Origin of the sequence: Intrasporangium sp., from assembly GCF_036566125.1 — a bacterium.
In the GTDB taxonomy this organism is placed as follows: Bacteria; Actinomycetota; Actinomycetes; order Actinomycetales; family Dermatophilaceae; genus Intrasporangium.
This window is the reverse complement of sequence record NZ_DATCWX010000191.1, coordinates 1-13797: the sequence shown is the minus strand read 5'-3', so window position 1 is coordinate 13797 and position 13797 is coordinate 1. Positions and strand designations below refer to the sequence as shown.

Sequence of the window (13797 nt, the reverse complement as noted above, 5' to 3'; positions counted from 1 at the left end):
GAGCCGGTGAGCCGGACCTCCGCCTGCGCGACGTCGACGGGGTCCAACGCGAGCTCACGGCAGAGCTCGGCAGCCTCCTCGGCCACCTCGGCGGACCCCTGCTGGAGCCCGTGGTCGACGACGACCGCCCCCGCCCGCAGGCCCGCGCGTGGCGCCTCGAACCCGAGAGCCGCCGCGAGCGCGAGCGAGTCGGGGCCACCCGAGCAGGCCACGAGGACCAGACCGCCCTCGGGGACGTCGGCGAACTGCTCACGCACCGCGAGCCGGGTCGCTGCAACCGCTGGATCGGGTCCCGTCATCTCGTGGGGTGCTCCTGTTCAGCCGTGGACCCGGCGCACCCAGGCGCTGGGATCGAGGATCTCGGTGGGCTTGGGCAGGGTATCGGGCGACGACCACACCGCGTTGAAGCCGTCCCGGCCGAGCTCGTCGGTGACGGCGCGAACGAAGATGGCACCATCCCGGTACTGCCGCATCTTGGCCTCGATGCCGAGCAGCTTGCGCAGCAGCCGGTCTGCGCCGACCGCACTGCTGCGTCGAGCGTTGAACTTGCGACGGATCTCGTCGACGGTCGGGATGATGCTCGGGCCCACATCGTCCATGACGACGTCGGCGTGACCCTCGAGGAGGGACATGACGGCGGTGAGCTCGGCGATTCGGGCCTTCTGCTCGGGGGTCGCAAAGAGCTGCCCGAGGCCCTCGCCGGACGACATGACCTCCGGCAGGTTGCGGGCCAGCTGGTCCAGGCGCTTGCCGATCTCCTCCGGCGTGGGCGCGAGGTCGACGGCGAGCGACTGGGATCGCGCGATGAGGTGCTCGCGCAGCCACGGCACGGCGGTGAACTGGACCCGGTGGGTCTCCTCGTGCATGGCCACCCAGCGCCGGAAGTCCCGTGGGTCGACCTCGAGCTTGCGCTCGACCTCGACGACGTTGGGGGCGACGAGGAGCAGCTGCGGCGTGCCGCCCGGGGCGAGGTCGTACTGGCCGAGGATCTTGCTCGAGAGGTAGGCGAGCAGGCCGCCCATCTCGGCACCGGTGACCTTGCCACCGATCGCCAGGGCGGTCGGGCTCTCCGGCACCTTCCGCTTGGCGAGGAGCTTGTCGATGACCGGGTCGATCATGGCCTTGAAGGAGTCGACGTTGGCGCTGATCCACCCCGCACGGTCGACGACGAGCGGTGGCGGCGCACCCTCGGGTGCACGTAGGCGGCTCGTCTCGGCGACCGGCTCCTCGGCCTCGGCCGCGGCATCGCGCAGGTCCGCGACGATCTCGGCCGCCTCGTCGCTCGTGACCTGCGGTCCGGCCTTGACGACCGTGCGCCCGGTCCACTTGGCGAACTCGTAGTCGATGTATGCCGCTGAGCTCGCTCCCGGCCTCACGCTGAGTTCACGGGACTGCGGGGTTGTCAGGCCGTCCGGTGCGGCATCGGGATCATGCGCGGAGTCGTAACCGAAATCGTGCGCGGAGTCGGTCATGCCTGCCCTTTCAGCGGTGATGGGGCCACTGCCTTCCCCAACGCGATATCTCTTCGTAACGTTCCCGCCCAGTGTGCCCCTGCGGTTCGAGGTAGTCGTCGACTCCTGGTCGTCGCGGGCTACCTCGAACCGAATACCTCGAACCAGAAACCTCGAACCGGGGACCGATGGAACTAGCGGCAGCCACAGGCCGCGATGGCGGCGACGAAGCGGTCCAGCGCCGCGCGGGCCTCGAGCGTCGGTGCGCCCGCGACCAGACCCGCGTAGACGAGCAGTCGGCCGTCGTCGTCGACGACCGAGCCGGCAAGCGCATTGGCGCCGGTGAGCGTTCCCGTCTTCGCGCGGGCCCGCCCGGCGGCATCCGCGGTGCTGTCGATGGCGAACCGGTCCTCCAGGGTGCCGGTGAGGCCGGCGATGGGCATGCCCTCCAGAGCGGTGCGCAGCACGGGATGCTTGCCGTCGTAGCCGAGGGCGAGGACGTCGGTCAGCAGGTCGCCGGTGACCCGGTTCTCCCGGGACAGGCCGCTCGCGTCGGACAGCGCCACGCCCTGGGTGTCGATCCCCAGCGCCGCGATCTGCTCCACGATCCAGTCGCCGACGTCCGGGAAGTCGGTCGCCGCGCCGTCGCGGAAGGCGGCCTGGCGGGCGAGGACCTCCGTGAGCGTGTTGTCCGAGTCGGTGAGCGCCAGCGCGAGCTGGTCCCGGACCGGAGCCGACTCGACCGAGCCGAGCACGCGCTGGGAGGGGGCGGCCGACCCGGTGGCAGTCGTGGTGACCGAGATGCCGCGCTTCTCGAGGAGCGCCGCGAAGGCGTCGACAGTCGAGGTGACCGGGTCGTTCGGCGCAGGGTGGTTCTCGGCCGCCCGCTCCGTGCTGAGGCCGAGCATCGTCACGGCGCCGACGATCCCGAGGCGGTGGAAGTCGGCGCCCCAGGTCGCGGCATGGGTCGGGCCAGGGGCATAGGACCTGTCGAGCGACAGGGTTACCTCATCGATCCCCGAGTCCTCGAGGGCCTTGACGACCTGGTTCGCGAGGTCCGCCAACCCCGCATGACCCGCCACCGCGTCGCGGTCGCCTACACCGGGGGCGATGAGCGTGTCGCCGCCCGGGACGAGGACGATCTCGTTTGCGGTCGCTCCTTGGCGCACCTGAGTCTTCAGCGTCTCGTCGGGGGTGAACACCTGGCCGACCGCTGCCGCCGCGAGCAGCTTGGTCGTCGATGCGGGGATACGGCGCTCCGTGCCGCCCTGGTCGAAGAGCACCTGACCCGACTGCCCGTCGCGGACGACGAGGGCCGCGTCCGAGAGGGCAGGCAGGTCGAGAACCCGGGCGAGCGCTCGACGCACCCCGGCCGCGCTGGGAGCCGCACTCTCCCCGGCGAGCGAGCCCAGCGGCATACGGACTGAGGTCGATGGTGAGGGCTGTGGGACGACAGGCAGCGTGCGGGTGCCCGGCGTCTCGGTCGGCGGGGGTGGTGGCAGCGGCCGGGTCGTCAGCAGTCCGGGCACGAACTCGGCCGCGTCGAGGCCTGCGTAGCCCACGACGAGCACGGCGGCGGCCGTCAGCGCAGCGGTCAACCGCCTCACGACGTTGCCCCTTTCGTGTCCGCGGGATGGCTGGGTTTCCAGGATGGGTGCCACCTACGCGACACTGTTTCCCGGAATTCTGTCAGGAAAGGGGCAACGACGTGGACTTCGACGTCACCATCGAGATCCCGAAGGGATCGCGCAACAAGTACGAGGTCGACCACGAGACGGGGCGGATCCGGCTCGACCGGTTCCTCTACACGTCGATGGCCTACCCGGGCGACTACGGCTACATCGAGGACAGCCTCGGCGAGGACGGCGACCCGCTCGACGCCATCGTCCTCCTGCCCGAGCCGACCTTCCCCGGGGTGCTCATCCACGCCCGCCCGATCGGCGTCTTCCACATGGAGGACGAGGCGGGCGGTGACGACAAGGTCCTGTGCGTGCCGGTTGATCCGCGGATGGACACCATGCAGGACGTGCGCGATGTCCAGCCGCACAAGCTCGACGAGATCAAGCACTTCTTCGAGCGGTACAAGGACCTCGAGGCGGGCAAGCACGTTGCGGCAGCCGACTGGAGCGACCGTGCTGCGGCCGAGCGGGTGGTCCGTGAGGCCATCCAGCGCGCCGCCGACCAGGGACTCAACACGCGCCGGTGGGCGCCGCGCAGCGGCCACTGACGACTCGCAACGATGACCGCGCGCTGATGAGGCGCCGGTCCGTCGGACGCCGGAATGCCGCCCACTCAGCGCGAGTGGGCGGCATTCCTTGCTTGCACGAGGGATCAGACCGGCTGCTTCTCCGCCGGGACGGGCTCCGCGTGCAGCGAGGACTCGCGCCGCTTGGAGACGACCACGGCCGCGACGATGATGATCACGGCGGCGGCGGCGATCGCGTAGCGCACCAGGTCGTTGGCCGAGTCGCCCACGGAGAGCGCGACGACCGCCGGAGCGATGAGCAGCGAGACGAGGTTCATCACCTTGAGCAGCGGGTTGATCGCCGGGCCGGCCGTGTCCTTGAACGGGTCGCCGACGGTGTCGCCGATGACGGTCGCCTCGTGGGCCGGTGAGCCCTTGCCGCCGAAGTTGCCGTCCTCGACGATCTTCTTGGCGTTGTCCCAGGCCCCACCGGAGTTGGCGAGGAAGACCGCCATGAGGGTGCCGGACGCGATCGCGCCCGCGAGGTAGCCGGCGAGCGGGCCGACGCCGAGACCGAAGCCGACCGCGATCGGCGCGAAGACGGCGAGCAGACCCGGTGTCGCGAGCTCACGCAGCGAGTCCCGGGTGACGATGTCAACGACCTTGCCGTACTCCGGCTTGCCGGTGCCCTCCATGATGCCGGGGATGTCGCGGAACTGGCGACGCACCTCCATGACGACGGCGCCGGCCGCCCGGGCCACGGCGTTGACGGCCAGCCCGGAGAAGAGGAAGACCACAGCGGCACCGATGATGACGCCGACAAGGGTGTCGGGCGAGACCACGTTGGCGACGAAGAAGCCGGTGACTGCCTCTCCGGCCTCCCGCAGCGCCTGGCCGATGGCGTCGGAGTAGGAGCCGAAGAGCGCGGTGGCCGCGAGGACGGCCGTCGCGATGGCGATGCCCTTGGTGATCGCCTTCGTCGTGTTGCCGACCGCGTCGAGCTCGGTGAGGATCTGGGCTCCCTCGTCGGAGACCTCGCCACTCATCTCGGCGACGCCCTGGGCGTTGTCGGAGACCGGGCCGAAGGTGTCCATCGCCACGATGACACCGACGGTGGTGAGCAGACCGCAGCCCGCCAGCGCCACCGCGAAGAGCGCGACGATGATCGAGCCGGAGAGCAGGAACGCGCCGTAGACCGCCGCGGCGATGACGATCGCGGTGTAGACCGCGGACTCGAAGCCGACCGAGATGCCACCGAGGATGACGGTGGCGGCGCCGGTGAGCGAGGACCGGGCGACATGCTGCGTCGGCTCGGTCTCGGTGCCGGTGAAGTAGCCGGTGAGCCAGAGGATGATCGCTGCGAGGACGATGCCGATGAGGACGGCGACGGTGGCGATGAGGGCCGGGTTGCCCTCCTGGGCCGCGACCGACTCGATGCCGAGGTCCGCGAAGGACGTCGGGAGGTAGGTGAACGCGGCGACTGCGGAGAGCACGGCCGAGATGAGCGCCGAGATGTAGAAGGACCGGTTGATCGTCACGAGGCCGGGCTCGTTGGCGCGGGCCCTGGTGATGTAGACACCGACAATGGCTGTCAGCACGCCGATGGCCGGGACGATGAGCGGGAAGATCAGGCCCTTGGTGCCGAAGGCCGAGCTGCCGAGGATGAGCGCGGCAACCAGCGTCACCGCGTAGGACTCGAAGAGGTCGGCCGCCATGCCGGCACAGTCACCGACATTGTCACCGACGTTGTCCGCGATCGTCGCGGCGTTGCGCGGGTCATCCTCGGGGATGCCCTGCTCAACCTTGCCGACGAGGTCCGCACCCACGTCGGCCGCCTTGGTGAAGATGCCGCCACCGACACGCATGAACATCGCGAGCATCGCAGCGCCGAAGCCGAAGCCCTCGAGGACCTTGGGAGCCTCCCCGGCGTAGACGAGGACGACGACGGAGGCGCCGAGCAGGCCGAGGCCCGTCGTGGCCATGCCGACGGCGCCGCCGGTGCGGAAGGCAACCTGCATGGCCTTCTCCCGGCCACCGTCGCCATTCGCCGCAGCCGCGACGCGCACGTTGGCGCGGGTCGCGAGCCACATCCCGAAGTAGCCGATCGACGCCGAGAAGGCCGCGCCGAGGAGGAAGAAGATGGACCGGCCGATGCGCTCGCTGGTCGTCGTCGCCGGCAGCGCGAAGAGCAGCACGAAGACGATGACGACGAAGATGCCGAGGGTGCGGAACTGACGCGCCAGATAGGCCGCCGCACCCTCCTGCACCGCCGCCGAGATCTCCTGCATCCTCGGGGTGCCCTGGCCTGCCGCGAGCACGCCGGCCCGCAGGATGAAGGCAATGACCAAGGCGACCAGCGCGACAACCGCCACGCCGATGACAATTCCTTGGTCAGTGCCGGTGACGGCGATCTCCGCCGCAGATAGGGAAGACATCGAACTCCTGATCCGTGCAGTCTCGATGGTGCTACTGCATATTCCTGGGACCGGTCAACCCGTTGCGGACCGGCACTGGTCGAACGCCTATGGCGCCGGGTTCCCCCGACGTGACGCCGGTTACTCTAGGGCATCGCCCCGACGCCGCAAGGGGGATGCGGGCTGTCTCACAGGGCGACCGCGAAGGCGCACGCCACGACGAGGAGCAGCACCCCGAGGACCGGCATCAGCCGTCCGGCAAAGGGCGGTGGCAACGGCCGCTCGTGGTGGACCGCCCGACGAACGCTCGACGCGAGGTGGAAGGCACTCGCGGCGGAGATGGCGAGCACGGTCGCGGTGAGGGTGAGCAGCACCCACTCCTGACGCCGCGCAGTGATGGCTACGAGCGGCACCGGCAGCACGATCAGCGCGGCGGCGGTCCGCGTCCACGCCAGGGCGGTCCGCTCCGGCTGGAGACCGGGGTCCCGCGACGCCGGCTCACCCACGGACGAGCCCGCCCACGGCGATACCGGCCATGACCGCGGCAGCCACGACCACGGCGGCGGCGACGACGAAGAGACCGCTCGGGGGCGGCAACGGCTCCCCGAGCCGGAGAGCCCGCTCGATCCGCGCCCAGGAGCGGGCACCCCGGATGGCGACCACGGCGCCTCCCAGCACGGCCGCGAGGCCGAGGGCAAGAGCCCATTGCGGTAGGGCCCCCGCGTCCGCGAACGAGATCAGCGCGATGCCGCCGGCGATGAACGCGACAGCGGTCCGCATCCACGCCAGGGCGGTCCGCTCGTTGGCGAGGCTGAACCGCGGGTCCGGCTCCTCACCCACCCCATAGACCGACCTGGGCCGGCGCTCCGGCCGGCTCACCACCGTGCCGTCGTCACGAGTCCACCTGCCGCAGGGCGTCCAGGGCCTGGCGGTCCGCCCGGTCGAGCAGGTCGTCCCAGTCGTGGTGCCGCTTGACGTAGGCGGCCACATAGGGACAGACGGCGATGACGCGCAGACCCTCCTCGCGGGTCGCGTCGAGCGCCTGCCGGACCAGGACTGAGGCGAGGCCCTCCCCCGAGAAGGCCTCGTCGACCTCGGTGTGGAAGAAGATCCGCCGCCCGTCGTCCTCGACGTACCTGGCCAGCCCCACGCGTTTCCCGTCGACGGCGATCTCGAAACGCCCTCGTTCGCGGTTCTGGGTGACGGTCTGCGTGTCCGGGTCTGTGGCCATGGCCCGAGTCTGCCCGAGAGCGCTAGCGTGGTCGAGGTGAGCAACCCGGAGAAGAATCCGGCCGAGCTCGTCTGCGACGGTCGTGTCGCCGAGCCCGCCGGTGCGGCTGTCGTCCTCCCCTACCGGAACGTGCCCCTCGGCGGACCCCGCGCGATGCCGGTCCGTCGGAGCCTGCCCCAGCGGGAACGGTCGCTCATCGGGGCATGGTGCTTCGTGGACCACTACGGCCCGGACGACGTCTCCGAGACGGGTGGGATGAAGGTCCCCGGCCACCCGCACACCGGCCTGCAGACCGTCTCCTGGCTGTTCACCGGTGAGATCGAGCATCGGGACACGACGGGTGCGCACGCCATGGTCCGGCCCGGGCAGCTCAACATCATGACGGCCGGGTCCGGCATCGCGCACTCGGAGTACTCCACCGGTGAGACGACGATCCTGCACGGCGCACAGCTGTGGGTGGCGCTGCCGGACGCGCACCGCTTCGTGTCGCCGTCCTTCCAGCACTACGAGCCGCCTGCGATCGATGTGGACGGGGCCCAGGTACTGGTCTTCCTCGGGAGCCTCTTCGGCGAGACCTCTCCCGTCTCTATGTACTCCTACCTGGTCGGCGCAGAGATCAACCTCTATCCGTACCAGCGTCTGGACATCGACCTGAACCCGGCCTTCGAGCACGGACTCCTTTGCGACACGGGCACCCTGACGTCCGAGGGCGCGGTCGCGAAGCCGGGCGAGATCATCTTCCACCCGCACGGCACCAACCGCGTCACCATCGAGGCGAGCCCGTCGGAGCCGACCCGGCTGCTCCTGCTGGGCGGTGCGCCCCTCGGCGAGCAGATCGTCATGTGGTGGAACTTCATCGGGCGCAACCACGAGGAGGTCGTGCGCTTCCGCGAGGAGTGGCAGCGTGAGCGGGAGACGGGCGGTGGTGTGCAGTACGGCACCTTCCCGGATGCCTGGCCCGACACCCTGCCCGCCCCCGAGCTGCCCAACGTGCGACTCCGCACCCGCGGCTGACCCGTGACCATCGACCTGCGCATCTTCACCGAGCCCCAGCAGGGCGCCACCTACGACGACCTGCTCGCGGTGGCCCGCGCGGCGGAGGACCTCGGCTTCAGCGGGTTCTTCCGGTCCGACCACTACCTCCACATGGGTGGCGACGGCGGCCCGGGCCCGACCGACGCCTGGACGACGCTGGCAGGGCTGGCCCGCGACACCTCCACCATCCGTCTCGGCACCCTCGTCACGTCGGCGACCTTCCGGCTGCCCGGTCCGTTGTCCGTGCAGGTGGCCGGGGTCGACCAGATGAGCGGGGGCCGGGTGGAGCTCGGCCTGGGCGCCGGGTGGTTCGAGGCCGAGCACACGGCGTACGGCATCCCCTTCCCGCCGGTCGGTGAGCGCTTCGACCGGCTCGAGGAGCAGCTCGCCGTCATCACCGGCCTCTGGGCCACCACACCCGGAGAAACTTACTCCCACAATGGAGCTCACTACCCGATCATCGACTCCCCGGGGCTCACCAAGCCGGTCCAGGACGGTGGGGTCCCCATCATCATCGGCGGCACCGGGAAGCGCCGTACCCCGTCCCTCGCCGCAACGTATGCCGCTGAGTTCAATGCCGCTTTCGACTCGGCTCCCACGTCGGGCGGGCTGTTCAAACGAGTCCGCGCGGCGTGCGAGGAGCGCGGACGTGACGCCGACGAGCTGGTGTACTCGGCCGCCCAGGTCGTCGTGCTCGGCAACGACGCGGCGACCCTGGAACGTCGGGCCGGGGCCATCGGCCGCGAGGTGGACGAGCTGCGCCGCAATGGTCTGGCCGGGTCCGCTGCCGAGATCGTCGACAAGATCGGCACGTTCGCCGAGGTGGGGGCATCCCGGATCTACCTCCAGGTGCTCGACCTGTCGGACCTCGACCACGTCGAGCAGATCGCGGACGGCGTGCTGCGCCAGCTCCGCTGATCCACCGCCTCATCCCGGGAAGCTGCGGACGAACTCGGTGACGATCGGCCAGAAGCGCTCGGGGGCGTCCAGCCACGTGAAGTGGCCACCGCCGGAGACAACCTCGAGGCTGGCAGTTCCTACGGGCAGGGCGGCGACGATCTCCTCGGCGGCCGACACCGGCGTCACGGGGTCCAGCTCGCCCGCGACCACGAGCGTCGGGGACCGGACCCGGTCCAGCTGGTCGACGATGTCGACCCGGCGGACGAGCTCCATCCCGTGGGCGTTGAGGTCGGCGTTACGCGGCGACCTGGCTCGACGTTCCTCGTCCGGATGGTGCGGCCCGAAAGAGGCGTAGACCCGGGCCCACTCGTCATCCGTCACCTCCTCGCCCGCGTAGCTGCGGCGCGCGAGATCAGCCACCTCGTCTCCGGCGACCCGACGAAAGGCCTCGACGAGCCGGGACGGGTCCCACCGGGCAAACCCGGACAGGATGCCCAGACCCGCCGCGTGGCCGGGGTGGCGGGCCCCGTAGAGCAGGGCGATGGGCCCGCCCAGCGAGTGCCCGAGCACGACGGGTGCACCGATCCCGACCAGGTCGCAGAAGTGCCGGATGTCGTCGGCACACAGCTCGAGGCTCCACCCCTGCGTGCGCCCCCAGTCGGAGCGTCCGTGCCCACGCAGGTCGAGGTAGACCACCTGGCTGACCTCCGCCAGTCGGCCGAAGTCCGGCTTGAAGTAGGAGTGGTCGAACGAGCCGGGACCGCCGTGCACCAGGACGACCGTCGGCCGACGGCGGAAGTCATTCCCGTCCGCGACGAGCGCCGGACCCTCGACGTCGAACCAGAGCCGCGTGCCATTCACCCGCACCTGCATCGCGTCACTCCCGTCATCGACCCGTCCATCGATCGTCCTCGCCAGTGCGTGGCAGCCCCCAGAGCATGTCGTAGAGCAGGCGCGGCCGTCCCCCTGCGTCGGGGTCGGCGAAGGTCACCGTGGGGTTGTCCGCGTCGGCGGCGTCCACCACGAAGATCCGCTCGTCCACCGGCAGCGCCTCCGCCGCACCTCGCTCACTCCTGATCGTGAGTCCGGGCCCGGTCACGGTGACCTCGATTTGCCGGTCCGGCCAGGCATAGACGCCGGCGAAGCGGCTCAGGTCCCCTGCTGCGCCGGTCATGGCCTCGAGGCGCAGCGGTGGGACGCCGATGCCGAACAGCGACTCCATCAGCTCGGTGAACAGCGAGCGACCCATCGCACGTCCACTACTGGAGTTGGTCAGGAGGGCGACGGCGGCGCGCTGCTCGGGCAGGATCCGGAGGAAGGACCGCTCACCGTTGACGACCCCGTCCCAGCCCCAGGCCTGTCCACCCACCCAGTCGAACCGTGCCCAGCCGAGGCACCACTCGTCCAGCCAGCCGTGGATCGCCTGACTGGCATGGACGACGCGCAGCGCCGCCAGCGCGGAGTCATCGAGATGGATCGCCCCGAACCGGAGCAGGTCTGTGATGGTGGACAGCGTGCCGACTCCGGCAGGTCCGTAGGCCCGCCCCCTCAGCGGCTCGGCCGGCACCGGACCAGCCGCCGTCATCGTGTGCCCGGAGGCTCGTGCCCTGTGGTCGCTGGAGGACCCGAACGACGTCTCGTGCAGGCCCGGCTCCGCGAGCCAGCGGGACATGGCGTCCTCCCAGGCCAGGCCCGTCGCGCCCTCGATCGCCCGGCCCAGCAGGTTCCATCCGGCGTTGGTGTACGACCAGAAGTCCATCGGTGGCCCAGCGTCGCCGATGTCGGCGGCCATCCGGGACAGCGCGTCGACGGACTCGTCCCTCCGGCCGTCGAAGTCGAACTCCAGGCGGGCGCGCAGCGGCAGACCGGAGCGGTTGGCGAGCAGATCCCGCAGCGTCACAGCACCGATCCACTCGCTGCCGACCAGCTCCGGCACGTGCGCGACAGCCGGGTCGTCGAGGGACAGCCTGCCCGCCTCGGCCAGCCGCGCCAGCACCGTCGCCACCATCGACTTCGTCAGGGATCCGATGGCGAAGCGAGTCTCGGGCGTGACCGGCTCACGGAGTCGCACATCGGCAACCCCATGGCAGGCGACCGACACCGTGCCGTCGCCGACGATGCCGAGCGCTGCACCGGGCACCGAATGGCGGTCGGCGTGGTCACCGAGCAAGGCGGCCAGATCGCCGTCGTCCACGACGACCATGGTTTCACCTCGAGCAGCTCGCCGACCGGCTGGTGCGCCAGCCCCGTGGACACGCTTCCGACAGTGGGGTTGATTTACATAGGTTATCTATGTAAATTGCCGACGGTGACGAAACAGCCCAGCCACGCGAACGACCTGCTGCGTGCCGCTGCGCGGCTGTCGCGCTGGGCGAGCCAGAACGCGGCGTTCGACATCCCGTTCGCGCAGGCTCGGCTGCTGGGCCTCATCGAGGACCACGAGCCGGTGCGGGTCAGCGTCCTCGCTGGCCTTGACCACAGCAGCCAGCCGACCGTCACGACCCAGCTCCAGCGGATGGAGGCCGCCGGCTGGGTCCGACGGGACCCGGACCCCGAGGACGCGCGGGCGACGCTCGTGTCCCTCACGGCCGTGGGCGCAGCCGCCCTCGCGGAGGTCCGCACCGCCCGGGCAGCCGTGGTCGAACCCTTCATCAGTCGTCTGGACCCTCCCGCTCACGAACGAGTTCGTCTCGCCGTGGACGTCATCAACGAGCTGCTCGAGCTCGCCTCGCGCGATCCCGAGCCACGAGAGGACTAGCCATCATGTGGCGCCAACCGAGGACCGTCTGGTCCGTCGCCTTCGCCTGTGTCATCTCCTTCATGGGAATCGGCCTCGTCGACCCGATCCTCAAGCCGATCGCCGACGAGCTCGGCGCGGGGCCCTCGCAGGTCTCGCTCCTGTTCACGAGCTACATGGCCGTCATGGGCCTCGCCATGCTGGGAACCGGCTGGGTCAGCAGCCGTGTCGGCGCCAAGCGCACCCTCCTGCTCGGACTTGTCCTGATCATCATCGGCGCTGGCCTCGCCGGAACCCAGGACGCCGTCGGCGGGATCGTCGCCTTCCGAGCGCTGTGGGGTCTGGGCAACGCCCTGTTCATCGCAACCGCGCTCGCCACCATCGTCAATGCGGCGGCGGGGTCGGTCGGCCAGGCCATCATCCTGTATGAGGCCGCGTTGGGCGTCGGGATCGCGACCGGTCCGCTCGTCGGCGGGTGGCTAGGGGAGGTCTCGTGGCGCTGGCCCTTCTTCGGCGTCGCGACGCTCATGGCGATCGCGCTCGTGGCCACCGCCGTGACCCTTCCCGCCACGCCACCGCCGAGCCGCGCCTCGTCGATCGGCGCCCCGCTGCGGGCGCTAGGCCATCGTGGGCTCCTCACGGTCGGCCTCACGGCGCTGCTGTACAACTTCGGGTTCTTCACCCTGTTGGCGTTCACGCCCTTCCCGCTCGACCTCGGTGCCCAGGAGATCGGGCTCATCTTCTTCGGCTGGGGCCTGTTCCTTGCGATCACCTCGGTCTTCGTCGCACCGCGGATCCAGCGCCGGTTCGGGACGATTCCGGGCATTGTGGGAGCGCTGCTCGGGTTCGCGGCCATCCTCGCCGCCATGGGCCTCGGCGCTCATCACAAGCCCGTTCTCGTCATCGGGGTCGTGCTCTCCGGCGCCTTCCTCGGCATCAACAACACCCTCATCACGGAGACGGTCATGAAGGTCGCTCCCGTCGAGCGCGGCGTGGCCTCCGCGGCCTACAGCTTCGTGCGGTTCAGCGGCGGAGCGGTCGCGCCCTGGCTCGCCGGTCGCCTGGGCGAGGAGTCGATACAGCTGCCGTTCTGGGTGGGCGCCGGGGCCGTGGTTCTCGGGGTGCTCGTGCTGCGGATCGCCCGGGCCGAGCTGAGGGACATCGACGCGCAGCCCGGACACGGCGCCGAAGCGGTCAACTCCGAACTCGAGGCCGAGGCTGTCACGGTGGGCGACGCCTGAAGCGCTCGGCGCGACGGGAAGTGCACACTCGACGGTGACCGGGCCACGCTGGGACTGAGCGGGCGCGTGGACGAGCCCAGCGGCATACGGCCTGATCCCAGTGCTTGTGCTCGATGAGACCCCAGCGAAGTGCCACTCGGCTCGTACCCCGATACCTCCGACAATCCAGCCCGGGCTGGGAAGTCGGCACCGTTCCGCCGAAAAGCGCGTCGACAACCGCACCGGGGCCCGATTGTCGGATGCAGGGCGCGTGGACACCGGCTGGCCCGGCGCCCGGCGGGAGATGACCCACTGAAGAGTCAGAAGAGCGAGAGATCTGGGTCAGTGGAAGGTGACGTTGCGGCCGGCGCGCATCGCGGCGTAGGCCTCAGGATCCGCTTCGAGAGCGGCACGACGAGTCTTGCGCCGATATCGCCAGATCTGCGCCAGCCCCAGGAACCACACCGGGAACTGGACCGTCATGGCGGCCCGGAAGGCGTCTGTGTCCCACGTCGACGGGCCGGCTGGTGCCACGTGGTCGAGGACCACGCCGACGAGCGCCACGGCGGTGAGGGTGGCGACGAAGCCCCCCGTGTTGACGATCCCGGACGCGCTGCCGAGCCG

The 13797-nt window shown here is 70.4% G+C and carries 14 protein-coding genes and 1 pseudogene; 5 read left to right on the top strand and 10 right to left on the bottom strand.

The window, feature by feature from the left end; translation table 11 throughout:
- The 3 genes from VIR15_RS11390 to dacB all read right to left on the bottom strand — a co-directional run.
- A partial coding sequence (locus VIR15_RS11390; protein ID WP_331927633.1) for a PP-loop family protein occupies positions 1–299 on the bottom strand: 299 nt, incomplete at its 3' end.
- Positions 300–317: 18 nt separating this feature from the next.
- Complete coding sequence (locus VIR15_RS11385) at positions 318–1472, bottom strand: Rv3626c family coenzyme F420 biosynthesis-associated protein (protein ID WP_331927631.1); 1155 nt, start codon at positions 1470–1472, stop codon at positions 318–320.
- Between the two features lie 173 nt (positions 1473–1645).
- Positions 1646–3058 carry a D-alanyl-D-alanine carboxypeptidase/D-alanyl-D-alanine endopeptidase gene (dacB, locus tag VIR15_RS11380; protein ID WP_331927629.1) on the bottom strand — a complete coding sequence of 471 codons (1413 nt, stop codon included), beginning with the start codon at positions 3056–3058 and terminating at the stop codon, positions 1646–1648.
- A gap of 101 nt (positions 3059–3159) precedes the next feature.
- Between dacB and VIR15_RS11375 the strand changes: the two genes are divergently transcribed.
- The gene (locus tag VIR15_RS11375) at positions 3160–3678 is read left to right on the top strand and encodes an inorganic diphosphatase (RefSeq protein ID WP_331927627.1); all 519 of its coding nucleotides are present in this window, start codon (positions 3160–3162) and stop codon (positions 3676–3678) included.
- Between the two features lie 104 nt (positions 3679–3782).
- On the opposite strand, the gene VIR15_RS11370 is transcribed toward VIR15_RS11375, so the two are convergent.
- The 4 genes from VIR15_RS11370 to VIR15_RS11355 form a co-directional block, all read right to left on the bottom strand.
- Entirely contained in the window at positions 3783–6071 is a 2289-nt protein-coding gene (locus VIR15_RS11370; protein ID WP_331927625.1) for a sodium-translocating pyrophosphatase, read from the bottom strand.
- A 167-nt stretch (positions 6072–6238) separates the two neighbouring features.
- Positions 6239–6556, bottom strand: a complete 318-nt coding sequence (locus tag VIR15_RS11365; RefSeq protein ID WP_331927623.1) for a DUF202 domain-containing protein — start codon at positions 6554–6556, stop codon at positions 6239–6241.
- On the bottom strand, positions 6549–6929 hold the full coding sequence (locus tag VIR15_RS11360) for a YidH family protein (RefSeq protein ID WP_331927621.1): 381 nt from the start codon (positions 6927–6929) through the stop codon (positions 6549–6551). Before VIR15_RS11360 ends, VIR15_RS11365 begins: the two co-directional genes overlap by 8 nt.
- A gap of 13 nt (positions 6930–6942) precedes the next feature.
- The gene (locus VIR15_RS11355) at positions 6943–7281 is read right to left on the bottom strand and encodes a GNAT family N-acetyltransferase (RefSeq protein WP_331927619.1); all 339 of its coding nucleotides are present in this window, start codon (positions 7279–7281) and stop codon (positions 6943–6945) included.
- A 36-nt stretch (positions 7282–7317) separates the two neighbouring features.
- Here VIR15_RS11355 and VIR15_RS11350 point away from each other — a divergent pair, with 36 nt between their 5' ends.
- Together VIR15_RS11350 and VIR15_RS11345 are read left to right on the top strand one after the other, a co-directional pair.
- Complete coding sequence (locus VIR15_RS11350) at positions 7318–8295, top strand: pirin family protein (protein ID WP_331927617.1); 978 nt, start codon at positions 7318–7320, stop codon at positions 8293–8295.
- Between the two features lie 9 nt (positions 8296–8304).
- A complete protein-coding gene (locus tag VIR15_RS11345; protein ID WP_331927635.1) occupies positions 8305–9234 on the top strand; it encodes an LLM class F420-dependent oxidoreductase in 930 nt (309 codons plus the stop codon).
- A 9-nt stretch (positions 9235–9243) separates the two neighbouring features.
- Here the strand turns inward: VIR15_RS11345 and VIR15_RS11340 are convergent, their stop codons facing one another.
- A complete protein-coding gene (locus VIR15_RS11340; protein WP_331927615.1) occupies positions 9244–10089 on the bottom strand; it encodes an alpha/beta fold hydrolase in 846 nt (281 codons plus the stop codon).
- A gap of 13 nt (positions 10090–10102) precedes the next feature.
- Positions 10103–11419, bottom strand: a complete 1317-nt coding sequence (locus tag VIR15_RS11335; RefSeq protein WP_331927613.1) for a serine hydrolase domain-containing protein — start codon at positions 11417–11419, stop codon at positions 10103–10105.
- Between the two features lie 105 nt (positions 11420–11524).
- Between VIR15_RS11335 and VIR15_RS11330 the strand changes: the two genes are divergently transcribed.
- Positions 11525–11974, top strand: a complete 450-nt coding sequence (locus tag VIR15_RS11330; protein WP_331927611.1) for a MarR family winged helix-turn-helix transcriptional regulator — start codon at positions 11525–11527, stop codon at positions 11972–11974.
- 5 nt (positions 11975–11979) lie between these two features.
- Entirely contained in the window at positions 11980–13194 is a 1215-nt protein-coding gene (locus VIR15_RS11325) for an MFS transporter (RefSeq protein ID WP_331927609.1), read from the top strand.
- Positions 13195–13515: 321 nt separating this feature from the next.
- On the opposite strand, the pseudogene VIR15_RS11320 reads toward VIR15_RS11325, so the two are convergent.
- Positions 13516–13797, bottom strand: a pseudogene (locus tag VIR15_RS11320) (MFS transporter); the annotation flags it as partial.